This window comes from Bacteroides sp. AF20-13LB, from assembly GCF_003603065.1.
Lineage (GTDB): Bacteria > Bacteroidota > Bacteroidia > Bacteroidales > Bacteroidaceae > Bacteroides > Bacteroides uniformis.
The window spans coordinates 106,116-126,553 of the sequence record NZ_QTMH01000010.1; the positions used below are offsets into that span (position 1 = coordinate 106,116).

General features: G+C 43.9%; 18 protein-coding genes and 2 pseudogenes. 4 read left to right on the forward strand and 16 right to left on the reverse strand.

Annotated features, from left to right (window positions below; all coding sequences use genetic code 11):
* Positions 1–13: 13 nt before the first annotated feature.
* The 12 genes and pseudogenes from DWX62_RS13500 to DWX62_RS13560 form a co-directional block, all read right to left on the reverse strand.
* The gene (locus DWX62_RS13500; RefSeq protein ID WP_120172959.1) at positions 14–931 is read right to left on the reverse strand and encodes a helix-turn-helix domain-containing protein; all 918 of its coding nucleotides are present in this window, start codon (positions 929–931) and stop codon (positions 14–16) included.
* Positions 932–950: 19 nt separating this feature from the next.
* A complete protein-coding gene (locus tag DWX62_RS13505) occupies positions 951–2,036 on the reverse strand; it encodes a hypothetical protein (RefSeq protein WP_120172947.1) in 1,086 nt (361 codons plus the stop codon).
* 919 nt (positions 2,037–2,955) lie between these two features.
* Positions 2,956–3,379: pseudogene (locus DWX62_RS13515) on the reverse strand (GNAT family N-acetyltransferase).
* A gap of 64 nt (positions 3,380–3,443) precedes the next feature.
* Positions 3,444–4,028 (reverse strand): annotated as a pseudogene (locus DWX62_RS22305) (Crp/Fnr family transcriptional regulator).
* A 39-nt stretch (positions 4,029–4,067) separates the two neighbouring features.
* Entirely contained in the window at positions 4,068–4,850 is a 783-nt protein-coding gene (locus DWX62_RS13525; RefSeq protein WP_009038203.1) for a Cof-type HAD-IIB family hydrolase, read from the reverse strand.
* Positions 4,851–4,894: 44 nt separating this feature from the next.
* Positions 4,895–5,794, reverse strand: a complete 900-nt coding sequence (locus DWX62_RS13530) for a response regulator transcription factor (protein ID WP_005831452.1) — start codon at positions 5,792–5,794, stop codon at positions 4,895–4,897.
* Between the two features lie 156 nt (positions 5,795–5,950).
* Positions 5,951–7,261, reverse strand: a complete 1,311-nt coding sequence (locus DWX62_RS13535; protein ID WP_022402024.1) for a DUF58 domain-containing protein — start codon at positions 7,259–7,261, stop codon at positions 5,951–5,953.
* Positions 7,258–8,232 (reverse strand): MoxR family ATPase, encoded by a 975-nt coding sequence (locus tag DWX62_RS13540; protein ID WP_009038201.1) that lies wholly within the window; start codon positions 8,230–8,232, stop codon positions 7,258–7,260. Before DWX62_RS13540 ends, DWX62_RS13535 begins: the two co-directional genes overlap by 4 nt.
* An 11-nt stretch (positions 8,233–8,243) precedes the next feature.
* Positions 8,244–9,467 carry a DUF4350 domain-containing protein gene (locus DWX62_RS13545; RefSeq protein WP_117887656.1) on the reverse strand — a complete coding sequence of 408 codons (1,224 nt, stop codon included), beginning with the start codon at positions 9,465–9,467 and terminating at the stop codon, positions 8,244–8,246.
* The gene (locus tag DWX62_RS13550) at positions 9,464–10,078 is read right to left on the reverse strand and encodes a DUF4129 domain-containing protein (RefSeq protein WP_117887657.1); all 615 of its coding nucleotides are present in this window, start codon (positions 10,076–10,078) and stop codon (positions 9,464–9,466) included. The genes DWX62_RS13545 and DWX62_RS13550 overlap by 4 nt, the downstream gene beginning before the upstream one ends.
* A 9-nt stretch (positions 10,079–10,087) precedes the next feature.
* On the reverse strand, positions 10,088–11,032 hold the full coding sequence (locus DWX62_RS13555; protein WP_117588507.1) for a hypothetical protein: 945 nt from the start codon (positions 11,030–11,032) through the stop codon (positions 10,088–10,090).
* On the reverse strand, positions 11,013–11,975 hold the full coding sequence (locus DWX62_RS13560; protein WP_117887658.1) for a stage II sporulation protein M: 963 nt from the start codon (positions 11,973–11,975) through the stop codon (positions 11,013–11,015). Before DWX62_RS13560 ends, DWX62_RS13555 begins: the two co-directional genes overlap by 20 nt.
* A gap of 100 nt (positions 11,976–12,075) precedes the next feature.
* Here DWX62_RS13560 and DWX62_RS13565 point away from each other — a divergent pair, with 100 nt between their 5' ends.
* Both DWX62_RS13565 and DWX62_RS13570 read left to right on the forward strand, forming a co-directional pair.
* Positions 12,076–12,801: an RDD family protein gene (locus DWX62_RS13565; RefSeq protein ID WP_009038196.1), complete on the forward strand. Its 726-nt coding sequence runs from the start codon at positions 12,076–12,078 to the stop codon at positions 12,799–12,801.
* Positions 12,802–12,926: 125 nt separating this feature from the next.
* Positions 12,927–13,502: a DUF4251 domain-containing protein gene (locus DWX62_RS13570; protein WP_008664890.1), complete on the forward strand. Its 576-nt coding sequence runs from the start codon at positions 12,927–12,929 to the stop codon at positions 13,500–13,502.
* A gap of 179 nt (positions 13,503–13,681) precedes the next feature.
* Here the strand turns inward: DWX62_RS13570 and DWX62_RS13575 are convergent, their stop codons facing one another.
* Complete coding sequence (locus DWX62_RS13575; protein WP_120172948.1) at positions 13,682–14,515, reverse strand: DNA-formamidopyrimidine glycosylase family protein; 834 nt, start codon at positions 14,513–14,515, stop codon at positions 13,682–13,684.
* A gap of 79 nt (positions 14,516–14,594) precedes the next feature.
* Complete coding sequence (locus DWX62_RS13580) at positions 14,595–15,683, reverse strand: MBL fold metallo-hydrolase (RefSeq protein WP_317125005.1); 1,089 nt, start codon at positions 15,681–15,683, stop codon at positions 14,595–14,597.
* A gap of 114 nt (positions 15,684–15,797) precedes the next feature.
* On the opposite strand from DWX62_RS13580, the gene DWX62_RS13585 reads away from it, so the two are divergent.
* A complete protein-coding gene (locus DWX62_RS13585; protein WP_008664898.1) occupies positions 15,798–16,673 on the forward strand; it encodes a PfkB family carbohydrate kinase in 876 nt (291 codons plus the stop codon).
* 17 nt (positions 16,674–16,690) lie between these two features.
* Here the strand turns inward: DWX62_RS13585 and hcp are convergent, their stop codons facing one another.
* Positions 16,691–18,340: a hydroxylamine reductase gene (gene hcp / locus DWX62_RS13590; RefSeq protein WP_120172949.1), complete on the reverse strand. Its 1,650-nt coding sequence runs from the start codon at positions 18,338–18,340 to the stop codon at positions 16,691–16,693.
* Between the two features lie 183 nt (positions 18,341–18,523).
* Between hcp and DWX62_RS13595 the strand changes: the two genes are divergently transcribed.
* Positions 18,524–19,162: a Crp/Fnr family transcriptional regulator gene (locus DWX62_RS13595; RefSeq protein WP_008664904.1), complete on the forward strand. Its 639-nt coding sequence runs from the start codon at positions 18,524–18,526 to the stop codon at positions 19,160–19,162.
* Between the two features lie 75 nt (positions 19,163–19,237).
* Here the strand turns inward: DWX62_RS13595 and DWX62_RS13600 are convergent, their stop codons facing one another.
* The gene (locus DWX62_RS13600) at positions 19,238–20,431 is read right to left on the reverse strand and encodes a PepSY-associated TM helix domain-containing protein (protein ID WP_120172950.1); all 1,194 of its coding nucleotides are present in this window, start codon (positions 20,429–20,431) and stop codon (positions 19,238–19,240) included.
* Positions 20,432–20,438 lie beyond the last annotated feature (7 nt).

Below are 20,438 nucleotides of genomic sequence, written 5' to 3' on the forward strand. Positions count from 1 at the left end.
ACTATTCAAAGCATCATTTGCACAAATCAAATAATTGTTGTTCTCTAATTTCGCTTGGCGATTTTCCTGTGTGCTTACGATAGAATTTACTGAAATAGGCTATATTTTCAAATCCCAAGCTATAAGCAATTTCTGAAATAGAAAAATTACTATGTAATAAATACTGGGTACATTCTTTGATTATTCTTTCCGCAATCATTGTAGAGGTAGTTTTTCCAGTAGTATCTTTTACCACTTTATTTAAATGATTAACGTGTATAGACAAACGGTTTGCATAATCGGCAGGAGTGCGCAAACTTAATACTGAATGTGGATAATCAACAGGAAATTGTCTATCCAATAATTCTATAAATAATTCGGTAATACGTTGCGAAGCATTCGTATGTGATTCATATTTATTAGACTCCTGCATTTTTAAAGCTGTATGTATCAACAAATGAAGATAACAACGTAAAACATCATGTTTGTTTACATAGTCTGACTGGTTTTCTTCCTGCATTTTTTTGTATATATCCATGACTTTGGCAACTTGTGCGTCATTCAAGAAGAAAACCTTATCTCCAGTAACTTTGAATAATGGTGTATTAGCCAAAGAGCCATTCTTTTCTTCTGACTGAACAAACTGCTCATTGAATATGCAGAACATACCTTTCTGTTCTTCACTAATTGATTCCCAAGCATAAGGGACTAAAGGATTAGAAAATAACATAGCAGGACGATTTACTAAAATCCATTTATCTGCATAATATAGTTTTCCCACACCAATAATCAATGTGACTTTATAAAAATCTCTATAACTGAATTGTACTGTCCCAAAATTACATTGTCGGGAAAGAACATTGAAATATGGGTTCTCCTTAGAGTAGGTTGTACCCAGTTGAGGGTCACAACGCTGGATTCTTTTATAGAACTGTGGAATACTTTCGGACATAATATTCAATATTGTATCGTTAGAGTCCTATAATATTTTTAATTTTTTGTATATTCTCAATGGTTAGATTATCATTATTACATTTAGGACATAATATTGCTTCTGTTTCAAAAAAGAATTCATAATCATCCCGTTTTAGAAAGTACTTATTTTTACAGATAGGACAGGTAAATCGTATTTTCTTATTGAATAATATGAAAATAGAATCTTTTTTTGTGCGAAGATAACTCTCTGTTAATAAGGAAAAACCTATTGTTCTTCTTAGCCTTTTTACAATGCTTAAGTTTTGATTATCGGTGTCTTTTAATATTGAGAATATCAACTTGTCAATAATATCTACTGCATATATAAGTATATATGGGACTACCCAATAATACTGTTTGTAATATAGAGCAAAATCTTCTTCTTGAGAAAAAACAAAATTAAAATTTTGTGGTTCTGTTCGATAATTCTTATCTTTAGTAACAATATGTAAAGCATGATTAGAAATCCCATTAATCCCATATTCGTATAATTTGTTATAACGTAAATCGTGAACAAAATCAGCGTCAAATAAAGGATTTGTTAGGCAATCTACTGCATTCTTAATAACATCCACTTTGTTTATATTTTTACTACTTGGGTCATACGTTTCCACAGTATCTGAATGAAAAAATCTATATATAAAATCAGAACGATTATATAGTAACTGTTCTAATATTAGTAATTCATCTGTAAAGGGTTTACGAATTAATGCATAGGCAACTGTTATTTTTCCTCTTTTTGCACAATATAAAGATTCAAAAACAAAATTGATAAAATCCGACGTTATAGAAAGTATTATATGTTTAGTCAAGATTAATTCTAAATCTTTGTTTTTATTATTCCATGTAAGCCAGTCGATTGCATGAATTTTATTCTTATTCAGTTCGTCCATTCCAGTCTCGCTTCCATCTAAAATTGACTCTGTATGATATAAGTCCTGATAATTTTTTTCTTTATATATTTCCGTTAATTGGTCATATATTACAGCACAAATATCTTGAATTCTATGATAGCATTTAGGCAAGAAAATTTGCTCGTTGGGAGTAATTGCTAATACTGGGGCTGTTTTTTCTGGTTTCATAGGCTATAGATGTTTATAGACAAAGATACAAATAATGAAATGGCATACAATATTCATCTAAAACTATTTTTCTGAAAATAATGATGTCTTTGCATTTTTGTTGTATCTTTGCCCTAACTCAAACAACCACCGCAACACCAAGCAATCTAAAGAATTGCGCACGTGGGGTTATTAGTGGGAGAAAGAATAAAGAGCTTGCTAAGATATTGAGTACTTGAAGAATAAAACTAAGGTTCATCTTCCGTACGCACCGCGAAAGCAAATAGCAAATTAAAGCAAAGCTCTGAAATTCAAGTATTTCAGAGCTTTTTCTTTTTCTCGCTCCGGCAAAAATGGGGACCCGAAATATCCGGTGCATAAGCAATTTTCGAGTTTCAGCTTTCTCAGACTTACATCACAAGAATAAGAAACTGAGCAGCAATGAATGGGCAGACCGTCCTCCGGATAGGGACAAAACTGGAAGAAGGTATAGGCAGAATCCACGTATGTCCCATGCTTTTTATTATGAAGGTTCATGTAAACCCTCGTCCCACGCACGTGGGCTCGACGGTTCACGCAGGCAAACCGGCGAACACACATGCGTGGGACGAAGTTTTGTAATAAGGTTTCGGGAATTATGCGCCAAGCTTCTCTGCATTACACACAGGACATGAAGGGAAAAAGTGCCCATATACGGGGAGCAAAAGCCATACTTCCGGCACTATAGACAACGGAGTTCGCCCCTTAATCACCATATTTGCACGAAGAAAACGGAAAATAAGCCCGAAATAGACATTAACAAATGTTATTTATTATAAACGAGAAACAAAAAAAAACACGTGGTTAAATTCTTGCTGTCAGATAGTTAAAGCCGAATATGAGAAGAAAAAGTAGTGCTGGCAAAAATGATGATTTTTAAAATCGGGGTCTGACTTACGAACTACAACTGCATGTGTAAAATAGGATATTCTTTACCTTCTCCGTCCAAATCGGACCTTTTGTATACGCTAAAGCCTATATATTTATAAAAACCGACAGCTTGAATATTCTGCTCGTTCACATCGACTTTCGTTACCTGCAAATGATTTATGGCATAAGTAACCAGTTTTTTACCAATTCCTGTGCCTCAATAATTATTGGTAATAAACAACATTTCAAGATTTCCTTCTGCAATTCTCATAAATCCGATTAAGATTCCCTCCTGTTCAAACCCGAATAGAGCGACATACTGAAAATATACCGAAAGCTGTTCCTTATAGTAATAGAAAATCTTCCTCTGTAAGAAAATCATGTGTACTCAATACTGCACTTTCCCAAATTTCTATCAAACGTGGATAATCCGTAACTTTAATTTTTCTAATCATAATTGTAATTGCTATTTAAAACCGCAAAGTTCGGAACTTATACATTCAATACACTGAACCCAAGTTAAAAAATACGTTTACGGATTTTGCTTAGTACTTGTGGCATGATACCCAAATAAGAAGCTATATCTTTGAGTGGTATATAGTTTAATGTAATGCCATATCCTTCAATCATCTGTAGATAATACTATTCAGGAGAATATTTAATCAAGTCGATATTTCTTTTCAAGAGTTTACGCAGTAGTATAGCATTCAAATCTTCAAATACAGTTTTTACCTTAGGAATAGCAGTATACAGTTCATCTACTCGCTTCTTGTCTATTCGGTAAATAACGCTATCTACAATTGTCTGCACATTAAATGCAGATCTTGTTTGTAAGGTAAAAGACATGTTCGACATTGAAAACGTACCTTCTTTACAAAACCAAAAAATTTACTCTTCCCCTTTATGATTCAAAAGCCAACAACGCAACATCCCATCAAAAACGAAATAACTATATCTTTCTATTTCTCCTTCCTTAATCAAAAATGTATCTTTACTAATCAATATCCGCTCAAAATATTGGTCAAATGACTTAGATTCCTCCAAATTAAAAATATTGATGCTAAAATTAAATCCTTTAAGTAATTTTTCTAAAAAGCATAATATTTACAGACTATAGTTTTCATCAGTTTTGATAGCCGATTTTTATTCCAGAATACCGAAACGAACCAAGGCGTTCCGGACACCATTCTCATCCACCGCCTCCGTTATATAATCGGCAACGCTTTTCACAGCCTCGGAAGCTCCTCCCATAGCTATTCCCATCCCGGCTGCACGAATCATGGAAATATCATTCCCGCCATCACCAAAAGCGATGGTTCTTGAAACATCAAATCCATAATAGGAAGCAAACTCATTGATACCCATAGCCTTGTTTACTCCCGCCACATTGACATCCGCGAAGAAAGGGTTCCATCTGGAAACAGAAAGTCCGGGAAGTTGTGCCATTACTTCTTTTTCCATTTCTTCATCACAATATATGCATAACTGACAACATTCGCCTCCCATAAACTCTTTTTCGATGTCTGCCACCGGCGGTGTAGGGTGATTGACCAGCCTGGCCAATTCGATGACGGTCGGGTTGAGTTCGTTGACAAAAATACCTTTATTCGTTTCGATAGCCAGAGCAAACCCATAATGTTGAGCCAATACCAGTACCCTCTGAAAATCCTTTTCGGGAATCTGTTTACGAGATATAGGAGTGCCATCTCTCAGTACACAATCGGACCCATTCAAAGCTATCACTGCATCGTATGGAATCTCTTCAAGTTCGTGAAGATCGGTAAACGCCCTCCCAGTTGCTATTATGATTTTTATACCGGATTCATGAACTTGCTGCAACGCTTCGATAGCCGACTGCGGAACGCGGTGAGTGTCGAAACTCACCAATGTTCCGTCTACATCTAAAAATATAGCTTTGGTCTCCATTATAAAATATTTTGGTCTAATAAATTCATTCTATCTGCATCATCTCAATTTTGTGAATATCTATATTCATTCGGTGCAACTCCCGTTGCTTTCTTAAACACCAGACTGAAATATTGCACACTCGGATAGCCCAGCCGACGCGCTACGGCAGCAGGTGTATTACCGCCTTCCGATAACATTTTCTTGGCCGTGTACAAGCATTTGAACTGGAAGTATTCAGCCAATGTCTTACCCGTCTCAAACCTCAGCAAATCATCAAAGTAAGCCGTCGAAAGATTCAGTTTTTCGGCACAGCATCCGGAAGTGGGCAGCTTCCCCTCCTGCAACTTTCCGGAAGTGATATACTCGTCCAATATCCCTTCCATTTTCCCCAGAATCATCTTGTTCTTATTCTCACGGGTGATGAATTGCCGCTCATAGTAACGTGAGCAATAATCCAGCAGCAATTCGATGTGACGGGACAGGATGGTATTGCTATGCGTATCAATGGAATGATGAAGTTCATCATCAATATTCTCAAGGCAACACGTCACTTTGGCCGTTTCGCGCTGTGACAGATGCAACGCCTCCTCCTTGCGGTAGAAAAAGAAAGTATAGTTGTCGATATGATTCTTTAACGTAGTACAAAGCAATAAATCGGGATGAAATGCCAGCAGCCAACCTTTGTCCGGAAGCGTATTGTTCTTGTTCATCCGGAATATCTCGCCGGGAGTAAGAAATACCATCGTAGCATTGGAATAATCATAATATTTCCGTCCGCAGCAGTCACAATCCCCTTCACAGTCCTCAATCAGTAGGATGGCATAGAATTCAAACTTCACAGCATCCTGATACACACTAGGATTTTCCAGATTAATAATGCTTACCTGAGGATGCAACGTTTTACATCCCAGGCACCGGTTACATTCACATACGGTCTTTATGTCCAATGTATTGTCTTTCATCACCTATAAAGTCATTCTCATTATTGTAACTTCAGATATATAAAATCTTAAGGATATGTTTTCCACACCTTCACAATATACCAATTACAAAATTAGAGGAAAATCCAGACATCTTCACTACCCTTATTACGGATTATATAACCTTAGTTACTGTTTTTATATCTGGCTACGTGACTTCATCTCCAGATACTTGTTTATCACGTCCACAGAAAGATTTTCCGGTGTAGTCAGCACAGAACTGATGCCGTGCTGCTTCAAGGTGGAGACTATCAGCCGTTTCTCGAATACAAATTTCTCGGCAATGACATGGCGGTAATACCCTTCCGTATCCCTCGCAGGAGTGGCGACGTACTCTTTCAGAGCGGCATCTTCGAAGAAGATGACCAGCAACCGGTGCTGGCGGTTCAACTGCTGCAAATAAGCCAACTGGCGATTCAAGCTGCCGATGCCGGAAAAATTGGTATACAGCACCAAAAGACTGCGTTTGTTGACGCGCTTGTTCAAATGTACGCACAATGAGGAAAAGTCGGTCTCCCCAAAAGTAGTCTGCTGGCTGTAAAGGTTCTCCAATAACGCCTGCATTTGTCCGGGCTGTCGGGAGGCGGGGATAAATGTATCAAAGTGCTCATTAAACGTTACCAGTCCGGCTTTATCCTCCTTCCGCATGACAACGTACGAAAGAACCAGGGAGGCATTAATAGCATAGTCCAGCAAGGTCATCCCGCGAAATGCCTGCTGCATAATCCGCCCCTTGTCTATCACGTTATAGATTTGCTGGGAACGCTCGTCTTGATAGACATTTACCATAAGTTCGTGCCTCCGGGCGCTTGCTTTCCAGTTTATCGTGCGGTAATCGTCGCCTTTCACATACTCCTTTATCTGTTCGAACTCCGTATGATGCCCCACCCTGCGGATACGTTTGATGCCCAATTCCGTCAAGTTGTCGCTGATAGCAAGCAACTCATACCGATGGAGCATCAGATAGGACGGATATACCTTGACATCCAGCGGAGCATCGCAAGTATATCTGCGGAAAAGCAATCCCATTCTGCCTGCCACAAACACCCGAATCCGTCCGAAAGAGTAAATCCCCCGCCGCGTAGGACGCAGATGATACGTAATCGTCCTGCCCTCATTCGCCTGGAGCCTCATCCGGAAATCAATATTCCGCAACTGGAATGCAAAAGGAATCTCATCCACCACTTCCACAGCCACCGGATGCGGATAACTGCTCTCCACACGTATGTTCACGGTGTTTTCATCTCCGTTGGAGAAGCGGGTAGCACACTGGCGGAATGCCCGGATGCCGCGAATACGATAGAGCATCACCCCATCCACCAACGCCGACACCGCCAAAACAAAAAGCGCCCACTGCCCGATTGCAAAGAATGGAGCAAAGACGTACCCGATACCCGTCAGCAGGACTATCAGAACAAGAGCAATATAGAATCGGCGGCCCAGTCTCACTTCGGCACTTCCACCTTATCAATCAGACGTTGCGTCACCTTTACCGGCGAATAGCCTTCCATCTCGGCTTCCGCTGTCAATATCAAGCGATGCTGAAGCACATACGGAGCAACGAACTTAATATCCTCCGGTGTCACAAAGTCACGTCCCTGCAACAGTGCATATGCCTTGGAGGCCTGCATCATTGCCACGGACGCACGCGGAGAAGCTCCTAAATATACAGCCTTGCTGGTACGCGTCTGCTGTACAATCAACGCGATGTACTGAAGCAGCGTGCGGTCTACAAACACGTGTTCCATCAGCCTGCGCAACGAAAGCAGTTCTTCTTTTGTGAGCACGGGCGCCAGGCTCTCCAACTTCACCAACGAAGCATTGGCGTGGTGGCGCTCCAGGATGTCCACCTCCTCCTCCAATGAGGGATATCCCATGGTTATTTTCATCAGGAAGCGGTCCAGTTGCGCTTCAGGTAACTTATAAGTCCCCTCCTGCTCCACCGGATTCTGGGTTGCCAGAATCGTATAGAGTTCTCCCATCTGATGCGTGGTACCGTCAATGCTGACCTGCCGTTCTTCCATAACCTCGAACAAGGCTGCCTGCGTCTTGGCGGGAGCGCGGTTTATCTCGTCCACCAGCACGAGGTCGGCAAACACCGGTCCTTGATGAAAGTCAAAGTCATTGGTTTTCATGTTGAAGACCGTAGTACCCAACACATCACTCGGCATCAAGTCCGGAGTAAACTGAATGCGGCTGAAGTCCGCCTTAATCAAGCGTGCCACCAGACGGGCAAGCAGTGTCTTTGCCACCCCCGGCACTCCCTCCAGCAACACATGGCCGTTTGCCAGGACAGCCGTCAGTACCAGGTCCACTATCTGCTCCTGCCCCACTATGACCGTAGCAATCCGGTCCTTCAACGCTTGTATCTTCTCGGAAAAGAGAGTCAAGTCCACCCGTTTTTCTGTGTTCTCTTCCATAAATATCTTCTTTATATATGATTGATTATTTCATTCATTTTATCGACAAGCCGTTTCATCTCCTTCTCAGAGATGCTGCGCCCTCCGTACACCACCGGCCTCACCTCGCGGATGAACGCGGCTATTTCCCCCGCTTCCATACCCGTCTTCCGGGCAATCCTGCCGAAAGAGCGCTCATCCTCTGCCACTTCCTCCACATCCACTTGTATTTCCTTCCTCAGTTCCTCCGCAAAATAGAGATATTTCTTGCGGACTAAGTCAGCATGGTCCTTCTTCTGATAATAAAGAGTACCTATCAACTCTGCAAACTCCAAAGACTTATTTTCCGGTTCGCGGATAACCGGAATGGCGCGCTGCTTCCTGCGGGCTGCAAATATCATAAAGAGCAGGATGGAAACCATACTCAAGTACAATGCCCAGCGAAGCGGCGGCTGCGAAAGGAAATAGCGAAAAGGAGACATCTGTACCTGGGCTGTTTCTTTCATATAGCCTTCGGTACGGACAATGGGAAATCCACCCATCTGGGACAATATACGAAAAAGATAAGCCGCATTCTTCCCATCCAGTACACCATAGTTCGTAAAAAGCAGGGGAGTGGAAGCCAGTATAACTTCCCCCTTTCCCCAAGAAACCGACATGGCAACCGGATGAGCAGCTTCTCCGGTAACAGTTTTTTCCGCCAACACTTTACTAGAAATGGAATCTGCAAAGAAATAAGACTGACAAAGTTGGGGATAGAAACAGAAAGTCTGCTGCGGATAAACCGCCGAATCCCCCACCCAGCACAAACTGTCTTTCGAAAGCAATGCAGTGGCATATTTTTTCAAAGCCGACGGACTGAAATAGGAATAGCTGCACTCAAATCCCAGCGTATCTTTCAAAATACGGCTGAAAGAGCTACCCGCCAGCATAATCCGGTCTCCCCGTCCCGCCATCTTCAACATCGCCTCCACATCTACATCCGTCAAATGCAGGTTATCGGTAACAACCAGTATTCCGCGGCGGAGCGTCGTATCTTCCTGCTCCAGTTCATAAAAAGTCTTTCTCGACAACGAATATCCCTTCGGCAACGATGAAGACAGCAGGCTATCGAACACGGCACAGCCGAACGGTTGCTTGTCATAATGGCTGAACGTAGGGTTCCAGACAAACTTCTTTGGCAGACGGCACTCTATCGCAAACATCAACACCAGAAAAACAATGATACCGGCTATAAACCAATGGTTCCCCTTCATGCCACCCCTCCTTTCTCCACTTCTTTCTGCAAATCCCGCATCGTATGGAACAAAGTTTCGGTCGCTTCAAAATTTCCGTAACGTACTCGTAGAAAATGGTTGGTCATTTGGCGGAAAGCTGGCAGACGGACTTCATAGATATATTGTGTAGGCGTTTTATATAACTGCCAGTCTATACGTTTTCCATCGCTGAGCTGTTTCAGCGTCTGCAGATAGAGCAAACGCACTGCCTCCCGATAATCCGTCCGGGCAAGCGCATCGGCAATTCTTTCCGCAAAATCCACTCCATAGATGGTATCCTCCCCCACTGTATAGGGCAGGGTACTCTTGCGCGAACGCATGAACAGTTCCGGACGCTTCTTGTACACAAACCAGATGACCAATACCAGGATAAGAACGGCAATGCATATCAACACGACCTCCGAATATTCTGCCACCAACGTATTCCCGAATATCTTGTCCAGCAGCTTGCCGAACCATCTGCTGAACCACTCAAGTACATTAATTTCGGGAGCTATCAGCTCACGGCTGTAAGCAAACGCCGGGTCGGACTGCCAAACGGCAACCTGTGCAGTATCACAAACCAGTGTATCAGCCGGAGCCATATTCATAGTCCGTTATCAGAGTTTATCAAAATTGTCAATATCACTCTCCACCATCACATAATCTATCTTTTCCGAAGCATGACCGTATTGATAAGCCAGTCCCAGCAATGAGAAAATCATGGACATATAAACGCCGAATGCCTGGACCACCGCCAGCAGATAAAGCACAAAGCTATAGGCTGCCGATACAGTGGCACCGCCACCTGCATCAGTCATTGCAAAGATATATTTCACAATAGTCCCGATATACCATGGAATCATCGTCACTCCCTGCAAGATGGCGGCGATGAATCCCATAACAATGGAAATCAGTACGATACCTCCCCAGGTAGCGAAACCCAGTCGGTAGGCCTTCTTCAAGGCATCTATGATATAGATATCTTCGAACAGATAGACTGGAGTCCAAATAGCAAGTGGCACAGACACCACCACAACGAGCAGAACGAACAAGAACGCAATCGCCATGAACGGAATGACGGTGGCTATAAAACCAACAATAAGCCCTACAAACAGCACCAAAAGCACACCGACAATCATTATCAGAAATACCCTTCTGACATTACGGAACAACAAGGGCTTCAGCATCCCTAACGTCACTCCCTCCAAGCGTTCTTCCCGTTCATTGTAAGTACGGACCAATGCGTAGACCAAAGAGGTCAGCATGACAGTTCCTAGCAGATAGAGAACGGCATACAGACTGTAATAAGTCACCAGCGCCATGATGGACGCTCCGACAACAGAAGAGTCGAACGAGCCTCCAGTCATATCACCCAGAGCCATTGTACCGCTCATCAGCCCGTTCAGGCTCAGTCCCTGAAGCAGACAAAGCGGCAACATCAGATATGTGGTGAATTTCATCAACGGCTTCCAATTCTCTTTGATAAAATCAAAGGTAGCAGTTAGTTTCTCTCCAAAAGAACGTTGTACATACAGTGCGATTTTAGGTTTCTGTGCTTCCATGCTTCTTTCTGTTAGGTAAATAAATATAATAAAAAAAGATAAACGACAAAGAGAGTAGAATAAAGCCGAACCTCAAAGCATCCGGAAGTTCGGTATGGCGGGTAACGAATCCTTCTATAAATCCTGCCATGATGAATACGGGTACCGTACCCACCACTATTTTCAGTCCTTTTTTGGCTCCCCGTTTGAAAGATTCCAGCCTTGAATAGGTTCCGGGAAAGAGCCATCCGTTGCCCAGGGCAAGACCGGCGGCACCGGCTACAATAATCGCCCAGATTTCGAGTGTCCCGTGCAGCCAAATGGCAAGGAAGGACTCCCAAAGCAAGTCGTGCTGATAAAAGAAGGTTTGGAAAGCCCCTATCATGATACCATTGTTAAGGAGCATGTATCCGGTGCCAAAACTGGTCAGTAACCCCATGGCAAAGCAGTTGAAGGAGACCATGATATTGTTCTGCGTGATACTCAGAAACATGGGGAACTCGGAGGAACCGTTATATACAGCCATGGGTTCACCATTAGCGATATTGTTCAAAGTCATATCCACATAGGAGTTTCCTAAAATCAAACGCACAAAATCGGGGTCTCCGGCAGCGGATATCACTCCTATCAATGCGCTGACCACAAATATAATGAAGGAAGCCACCAGCTCACGGCGTGCATCGTGCATGGCCGAAGGCACTTCACGGGTCCAGTAGGTGATAATTCTTGACCATTTCTCGCGCTTGTTTCTATAAATGCGGTTGTGCAATGCCGAGGCAAGATTGTTCAGATAGATAGTGATGCGGGAAGCGGGGAAATGCGTTTGGGCAAAAGCCAGATCTGCCGTAAGCTCCGTATATGCGTCGGCAAGTTCATCGGGAGACAGACTTTCCACCTGCTCCACCATTGTTTCTGCTCGTTTCCATTTTTCGATGTTCCGCCGGATAAACGTCACTTCTTTCATACCCCATGACTATTTCAGAGAAGTTTTGTCTGAAATAGGTAACAAAAATAAGAGAATAATGATATATTTGCAATGAAATACTAAAAATGTTTTATCAGGAATGGCAGAATCTACAATTATCACCGGACAATTTGTCCGCATCAGTCAAACGCCTGCCAGTATCGGTGAGCGGCTCATTGCACTGGCCATAGATTATATTCTGCTCGGATTCTATGTATTTTCTACTTTGGCCTTGTTTTCACGGATTCATCTACCCTCTGATTTCACGATGCTTTTCTTTTTTGCCATTGTCTACCTGCCAGTCTTGCTTTATGCATTTCTCTGCGAAATGTTCAACCAGGGACAAAGTTTCGGCAAGCGGCTGATGAACATTCGTGTCGTAAAGGCAGACGGCTCCACGCCCGGCATAGGCTCGTACCTGCTCCGATGGCTTCTCTTCCCTATCGACGGACCGGTGACCGGTGGTCTGGGACTTCTGGTCGTCCTTTTGACCAAAAACAGCCAGCGAATGGGAGACCTTGCCGCCGGCACCATGGTAATCAAGGAAAAGAATTACCGCAAGATACACGTCAGCCTCGATGAGTTCGACTACCTGACCAAAGACTACCGACCTACCTATCCACAAGCTTCCGACTTGTCATTGGAGCAAATCAACGTCATTACCCGGACCCTGCAATCGGGTAAAAAAGACCGTACACGCCGCATTGCCTCCCTTGCGAAAAAAGTGCAGGAACTTCTCTCCATCACTCCTCATGACAGTAACCCGGAAAACTTTCTTCAGACCATTCTCCGGGATTACCAGTATTATGCCTTGGAAGAAATTTAATACGAACTTCCAACAAAACCAAAGAAGTGTTAAGTCTTACGCTTATTTAAGATTCAAGCTGCATCTTTTTGGTTTTTCATTTGTTAATCAACCAGAAGGTCTTAACTAAATAACAAAGAACAATTATGAAACGAATCATTACATTAATCACACTGGTGTTGGTAAGTGCATCGACCCTGATGTATGCACAGAGTAGCAGCGAAACACGCCAAGCAGAGCGTAAAGCCCAACGCGAAGCCCAGAAAGCACGCGAAAAAGCGGAAAATGAAAGGAACTATGCCATTGCCGTCCAGGCATTGAAAGAGGGCAAGTTTGTATTGGAAGCAGACCAGCTGGTGTTCAAGAGAGGACGGAGCGCATTTGTTTCATCGACAACAAACTTCGTTCTGATGGACGGTGAACACGCATCCGTACAAATAGCTGCCAACAATGCCCTTGCAGGCCCCAACGGAATAGGCGGCATCACAGTGGACGGCAGCAGAAAGGAAATGAAAATCACGACCGACAAAAAGGGAAACGTGAATTGCAGCTTCAGCGTACAAGGCATCGGAATATCCGCACAAGTGTATATCACACTGACCAACGGCGGCAATAATGCATCGGCAAGAATCAGCCCGAACTTCAATTCGAATACCCTGACGCTGAACGGAGTCCTGGTTCCATTGTCCCAGTCAAACGTTTACAAAGGGCGGGCTTTATAAAACACCCCTTTTGTCCGTACAAAGTATAAAGAAAAGAAGATATTCATATCGTGTTCGCAGGATACGAATATCGTGTAGACACGATATTAACAGAATGCGATACAAGGAATTAATAAACTGTTATACAGAATATTAATTCCTTGCATCGTACATAAAGGGAGCTAACAGAATGTGGACATTTATTCTTTTATCTGTTGACACGTTGGGCAATAATATACCGAACCACCCATATAAGCCTCTTTTATGATGGTACTGCCACAACGGAGACAAGGATTCTTCCATGTTTTGGCAGAAAGAATGGTTTTGTAACCTCCGGCGTTGCCATAAAGATCTGTTTGCGTATCGCGTCCACCCTCGAACGTCATATCCACCAATGTTTCTTTTAGAGCATTAAAAAGAACTTCTTTCTGATTATCCGACAGAAATAGCACTTTCTGTTTGGGATTTATCCGTGCATTGAACAGAATATCCTGCGTTACGCCGTTACCTACACCGGGAATACGCTGATTGGTTGCTAATAGAGCTTTAGCAGAGAGGGTCTTCTTTGCTTCGGCAACGAGTTTCTCAAATTCCGCTTCGGTGTATTTATCGCTCAACGGCGAAATGCTTTCCCGACTCAATTTATAGTACTTATTGTCGATATAGCTATCAGGGTAAACATTGATAAAACCATACATTGCAACCGTGAAGACAAGGAATGAATCATCATTAAACGTCAGCAACAACTGGTAATTGGCAGGAATCTCATCTCCCGCACTATAATAACGGACACTGACTCCGTCGCCTATGTTCATGATCACATTATCCGAAAGATTGAAATTGACAAACATGCCATATCCTTCGGATGAAAGGATGGTTTTGCCTACGAGCAGTTTACCATACTCCGACGGATCGCCGTTATAGAACGTAAACTTATGCGGTTTGGTGGCATTGAATACCTGCGTGATTGTTTTACCGCTCAAGGCGTTGTTCACTTGTTTGCTCAGGGTGATAACTTCGGGTAATTCCAACATATTATCTTACTTTTATTTTCGATAGGGATATATATTTCCGTTAATAACTCGTCAATAGCTAAATAATCAATATCGTTCATTATTTTAACCGGACCACTTCCCCTATAATAGGCATCAACACGTTCAAAGAGTCTTTCTCTTTCAGATTCATGGCATTCTTCAACGGTTCGTCCCAGCGGTGTCTAGCCAAAGCATATTTGGAATGATGGACAGTCAGAAGCTTTTCCGCATTCAAGTCCCTGGCCACTTGTCCCAAATATTGGGGCATGGTATGGATATATTTCCAATCTTCGTTATACTGCCCATTCTCCAATATGGCAAGGTCAATGCCGGGATATTGCTTGCCTATTTCGGCAAAATGCGTATCATATCCACTATCACCGCCCATATAAATCTTCTGCGAAGGGGTTTCGATAAGGAAAGAGGCCCATAGTGCCTGATTCGCTTTCAACGAGCGGCCCGAAAAATGCCGGGCGGGCAAGCAATGAAGCAGAAATCCCTTATCCAGTACAGTATCTTCAAACCAATCCAGCTCAACCAGGGATGATTTCTCAAATCCCCAATACTCGAAATGTTCACCTACCCCCAAAGGACAGACCACCTTATCTACCCGATTTTTCAGCTGCATCACCGTTTCATAATCCAGATGGTCCCAATGGTCATGTGATATCACCAGATAGTCAATCTCCGGCATATCGGCAGGCTTGTAGGCATTTGCCCCCTTGAACGGCTTGTTTACAAACGAAACCGGAGAAGCCCCACAAAATACGGGGTCTACCAGTATACGCTTTCCGTCTATCTGGATAAAATAGGATGAATGTCCGAACCATACCAATACATTCTCGTCCTTGCTTATCTTGCTGAGGTCCGTCTTTATAACCGGAATCTCCGTTTCAGGACGCAAATCGGTTTCTTTCTTAAATAAGAATCCCCAGAAAACTCCCAAACGTCCCTTTTGGGAAGTCATCATCACCGTACTGTGCAGATTCCGGAATTCTCCGTCTTTGTAATGAGGCGACTTCTTTATCCTCTCCAACCGTTCTCCTTGAGGAGCCCTCCCGAAACTCGGCTGATTGACAAAAACGAATCCCACTATGACCGCAACAGCCACAATACCCACTATAATGCCAACTATCATACGTACTCTTTTCGTTTTTAATGAATTCATATTCAATGAGGCTACATTTACAGCTGCAAATATAGTCGAATTGTTATTAAATCACTATCTTCGCGCCCAATTTACGGAATCAATACAATAAAGCAATAAAAAGCCAACAAAGAAATGAACACACACAGTCTATGTTGCATCGGTTATATTACCCAAGATAAAGTCGTAACCCCTAAAAATACCATATATATGCCGGGAGGCACCTCCTTCTACTTCGCACATGCCATCAAGCACTTGAATGCTAACGATTTTTTATTGGTAACAGCTTTGGCTGATACTGACATGGGCATTGTGGAAGACATTCGGAAAGAAGGTATTTCCGTCAAAGCCTTGCACAGCACACATTCCGTCTGTTTCGAGAATATTTATGGAGAAAACCAGAACGAACGTACACAACGTGTCACGGCAAAAGCAGACCCTTTCACCGTGGAAGGTTTGAAAGATACCGATGCACGGATTATCCACTTGGGCAGTCTGCTTGCCGACGACTTCTCTTTGGAGGTCATCAAGTTCTTGTCCGGCAAGGGACTCCTCTCGGTAGACGTGCAAGGATTTCTCCGCAAGGTGGAGAATGAAAAGGTGCTGGCCGTAGACTGGCCGGAAAAGAAAGAAGCATTGAAGTATATCCATATCCTGAAAGCCAACGAAGCTGAAATGGAAGTGCTGACCGGATGCAGTGAACCGCACGAAGCTGCATTGCTGATTGCAGACTGGGGCGTGAAGGAAGTGCTGCTGACCCTGGGAGATAAAGGTTCGCTGATATATGCCCAAGGAGAATTCCACGAAATACCCGCCTATCCGGCCCTTCAGATAACAGATGCAACGGGATGCGGAGACACCTATATGGTGGGGTATCTGTATATGCGCAACAAAGGCGCATCCCACCGGGAAGCGGGATGCTTTGCCGCCGCCATGTGTACCATAAAACTACAATCACACGGGCCATTCTGCGGAACGGAGGAAGCGATAAATAACGTGATAAAAGGATAGTTTCAGTACCCTTTCATCTATAACCCGAATTTCTTCAAATCATCTTCCACGCTACCGATACCTGCAATATGGAACATATCAACCAGTACCTTGACGACATTTGGAGAAAGGAAAGCGGGCAATGTAGGTCCTAAGTGAATATCCTTCACACCGAGGCTCAATAATGCCAATAATACAATAACTGCTTTCTGTTCGTACCACGCTATGTTGTAGACTATGGGAAGTTCATTAATGTCGTTCAGCTGGAATACTTCTTTCAGCTTCATGGCTATTACCGCCAGTGAATAGCTGTCATTGCACTGTCCGGCATCCAATACACGGGGAATGCCGTTGATATCTCCCAAACCAAGTTTGTTATAGCGGTATTTGGCACAACCTGCGGTCAGGATAACGGTATCTTGCGGCAAGGCCTTGGCAAATTCCGTGTAGTAGTCACGGCTCTTCATACGTCCATCACAGCCTGCCATTACGATAAAGCGGCGTATGGCCCCGGTCTTCACGGCATTTACCACCTTGTCTGCCAGTTGCAGCACCTGGTTATGAGCAAAACCGCCGATAATCTCTCCATGCTCTATCTCCACCGGGGGCTGGCATTGTTTGGCAATCTCTATGATTTCAGAAAAGTCTTTCCTACCTTCAGCATCCTTATCAATGTACTTGCAACCCGGATAGCCGGTAGAGTTGGTGGTAAACATACGTTCTTTATACACGGCATTTGCCAGAGGAGGAACGATGCAATTGGTGGTAAACAGAATCGGTCCGTTGAAGGAAGTGAATTCTTCGCGCTGTTTCCACCAGGCATTACCATAATTGCCTACAAAATGGGAATATTTCTTGAAAGCGGGGTAATAGTGGGCAGGCAGCATTTCACCATGTGTATAGACGTCTACTCCCGTGCCTTCAGTCTGTTTCAATAATTCTTCCATATCTTTCAAGTCATGGCCGCTGATCAAAATTCCCGGACGGTTCTTCACACCGATATTCACCTTTGTAATTTCAGGATTACCGTAAGTACCGGTATTGGCCGCATCCAATAGAGCCATTGTCTTTACTCCGAACTCACCGGCTTCGAGAACCAGCTTCACCCACTCCTCTGCCGATAGAGACTCAACCGCAATGGTAGCCAGTGCGCGTTGCATGAAAACATGAACCGTATCATCATTGAATCCCAGACGCATGGCATGCTCCAGATAGGCTGCCATACCTTTCAAGCCATAGACAAGCAATTCTTTCAACGAGCGGAGGTCTTCATCTTGTTCACGCAGAACACCTACTGTCTTCGCTTTTTCGGCATAGTCATCACGCGTTCCCTGCCAAGTCAGTTCATCTACTTTGGGTAGGAACACTTTGTTGTGTTCCGCTTCTTGAATCAATCCATTACGCATGATGATTCCTTTATCCACCCGCTTCAAGATGCTTTCATCGTCGAAATTTGCATTCGTAATGGTGCAGAACAGAGCATCCGTCACAAAAACATTCACTTCCTCAGAGACCGGACAATCTGCCTTACGTAATGTATCGGCAACAACAGAGATGCCCCTGACTACAAACAGTAACAAGTCCATTGCTTGAGCCGTATGGCTTTCTTTTCCACACACACCTTTCAATATACAGCCAGTTCCTTTGGCAGTCTCCTGACATTGATAACAAAACATGTTTGATTCCATATTCCTATTCATTTAAAAGTTTACATTATCTTTCCATAAAAGAAGCGGCACCTTAGCAATAAAAATAAGCAAGCTTATTTTCTATTACTTTCGGTTTGCATTATCTTTGTGCAAAGATGAGAGTTCTACAACGCGAAAACTGTCACGAATGTTACATCGAATCACAAAAAAGTAAAAAAGAAAATGGAAATCCATACATTATTGAAAATGCCTCCTTTCCAAGGCATAACAGAAGAAGAATTATTATCCCTCATTCTGGCACCCGAACATGCACGCAGGCAATACAAACCTGCTGACTTTATTGCCATACAGGGAGAAGCATACCGTTCTCTATTCATATTGTGCAGCGGCAGTGTACGTACCCAAATGGTCAGTGCAGAGGGAAAGCAACTCACCATAGAAACGCTGAAAGCCCCGCAACTACTTGCCCCGGCTTTTGTCTTTGCCTCCGAAAACCGCTTCCCGGTAAATATCGAAGCAAAAGAGAAATGTGAGATACTCATCATAAACAAGAATGTTTTCCTGGAGTTCCTGCATCGACACCCCACTGTGATGCGCAACTTTCTGCAACTGGTATCGGACAGAACTCTGTTCCTCTCCAAAAAGCTGAATGCCTTTGCCCTGCAAAGCCTGAAATCGCGCATACTGAACTATCTACGCATGCATGGCACGATACTCAACCAGCAGGAAGTGGCACAAATACTGGGAGTGGCGCGTCCCTCGCTGGCACGTGCCTTATCGGAGCTGGCAAGCGAAGGATGCATCCGGATAGAAGAGAAGGAAATGCGGATAAATGAAATCTCCGCCCAAAAGTATTTATAAAAAAACGCCCACAAAACACGCACGCCTGCGCATCTTGCGGACATCTTCATCCTTTTATAAAACTGCCTGCTTTTTCTAAGCAACTTTCTTTAATTGCATGTTCGCTTTCCTACTGCCTTTCCGCCCCAATCTGCGAATCCAAAGATAATAGCCCGTCAGCGGCAAACTTGCACCTGTCAAAGCGGCAAGGAAACTCAATATGCGAGTGGCGAGTCCTCCCCAACTGCCTACATGAACGGAGAATATCCAGCCTCGGATTTTCCCTGAAATGTCGGTATCTTTATATAAGGTAGTCCCGGTGATTTCACCGCTACGGAGATTGAACGTATAGCGGTCGGCAGCACGCTGGTTGCCCAACCGATTGAAAGATACCGTAGCAGAGCCTTTGGATACGGTTATCTGCCTATAATCAGGATTGAGTTCCTTCAGTTCTTCGTAAACCTTCTGCCAGTTTGCAAAGGGAGAGAAGGGCTTTCTTTCACGATTCTCAGTTCCCGGTCTGCCATCAGACCGACCTTGTCCCCCATCTCCTCCGTGGGCAGCAGTTTGTGCCGGAGCACCGTGTCCCCCACCTCCTTGCGCAGTTTCCACTCCGAAGACCTTGTAGAAACCGGTACGATACCAGGAGAAAGACCATGTCAGTCCCGTAAGCGCCATTGCCAGCAGAAAAATCAGCGTGTACATACCGCCTGCCACATGCAGGTCGTAGCAGAAGCGGCGCCAACCTTTATTGATAACAATCTTCAGACTGTTCTTCAAAACTTTCTTTGTACGGGGCCACCAAATGACAATGCCCGATAGCAGTACAAAGACGAACATCAGCGTGGCAGTGCCCACAATCATTTTCCCCCAGAAGATGCCTCCATCGGGCTTCATGCTGTCCAGCAACCAGCGATGCAGGCGGAACATGGTCGTGAAAAACGGCGCACGCTCATACTTGCCCTTTATCTCACCCGTATACTGGTCTACATAGACGGAAGCACGACGAGGTTTGGAAAGGTTCACCTGCCAGGCACGCTCCGGAGCAGACGAGGCTGTGACACCCGTCACAGAAACACTATCCGGCAGAGTAGCGGCCACTTTTTCGGCCACCTTGCCCATGGGAAGCGGTGCCGGCCCGACTTTCTCCACATAGTAGAGGTCGCGGTGGCAGAGCTCCATCACCTCCGTCTCGAATACCAGCATGGCTCCGGAAAAACAGATAAGGGTAATCAGTAGCCCGAAGGGGACTGAAAGCCATAAATGTATCTTACGAAAAACTTTCTTCATAGGAGCT

Excerpts from the sequence above, each read along its gene's own strand:
- DWX62_RS13500 (WP_120172959.1), bottom strand. The coding sequence starts at position 931 with ATGTCCGAAAGTATTCCACAGTTCTATAAAAGAATCCAGCGTTGTGAC.
- DWX62_RS13505 (WP_120172947.1), bottom strand. The coding sequence starts at position 2,036 with ATGAAACCAGAAAAAACAGCCCCAGTATTAGCAATTACTCCCAACGAG.
- DWX62_RS13525 (WP_009038203.1), bottom strand. The coding sequence starts at position 4,850 with ATGGAGACCAAAGCTATATTTTTAGATGTAGACGGAACATTGGTGAGT.
- DWX62_RS13530 (WP_005831452.1), bottom strand. The coding sequence starts at position 5,794 with ATGAAAGACAATACATTGGACATAAAGACCGTATGTGAATGTAACCGG.
- DWX62_RS13540 (WP_009038201.1), bottom strand. The coding sequence starts at position 8,232 with ATGGAAGAGAACACAGAAAAACGGGTGGACTTGACTCTCTTTTCCGAG.
- DWX62_RS13545 (WP_117887656.1), bottom strand. The coding sequence starts at position 9,467 with ATGAAGGGGAACCATTGGTTTATAGCCGGTATCATTGTTTTTCTGGTG.
- DWX62_RS13550 (WP_117887657.1), bottom strand. The coding sequence starts at position 10,078 with ATGAATATGGCTCCGGCTGATACACTGGTTTGTGATACTGCACAGGTT.
- DWX62_RS13555 (WP_117588507.1), bottom strand. The coding sequence starts at position 11,032 with ATGGAAGCACAGAAACCTAAAATCGCACTGTATGTACAACGTTCTTTT.
- DWX62_RS13560 (WP_117887658.1), bottom strand. The coding sequence starts at position 11,975 with ATGAAAGAAGTGACGTTTATCCGGCGGAACATCGAAAAATGGAAACGA.
- DWX62_RS13565 (WP_009038196.1), top strand. The coding sequence starts at position 12,076 with ATGGCAGAATCTACAATTATCACCGGACAATTTGTCCGCATCAGTCAA.
- DWX62_RS13570 (WP_008664890.1), top strand. The coding sequence starts at position 12,927 with ATGAAACGAATCATTACATTAATCACACTGGTGTTGGTAAGTGCATCG.
- DWX62_RS13575 (WP_120172948.1), bottom strand. The coding sequence starts at position 14,515 with ATGTTGGAATTACCCGAAGTTATCACCCTGAGCAAACAAGTGAACAAC.
- DWX62_RS13580 (WP_317125005.1), bottom strand. The coding sequence starts at position 15,683 with ATGAATTCATTAAAAACGAAAAGAGTACGTATGATAGTTGGCATTATA.
- DWX62_RS13585 (WP_008664898.1), top strand. The coding sequence starts at position 15,798 with ATGAACACACACAGTCTATGTTGCATCGGTTATATTACCCAAGATAAA.
- hcp (WP_120172949.1), bottom strand. The coding sequence starts at position 18,340 with ATGGAATCAAACATGTTTTGTTATCAATGTCAGGAGACTGCCAAAGGA.
- DWX62_RS13595 (WP_008664904.1), top strand. The coding sequence starts at position 18,524 with ATGGAAATCCATACATTATTGAAAATGCCTCCTTTCCAAGGCATAACA.
- DWX62_RS13600 (WP_120172950.1), bottom strand. The coding sequence starts at position 20,431 with ATGAAGAAAGTTTTTCGTAAGATACATTTATGGCTTTCAGTCCCCTTC.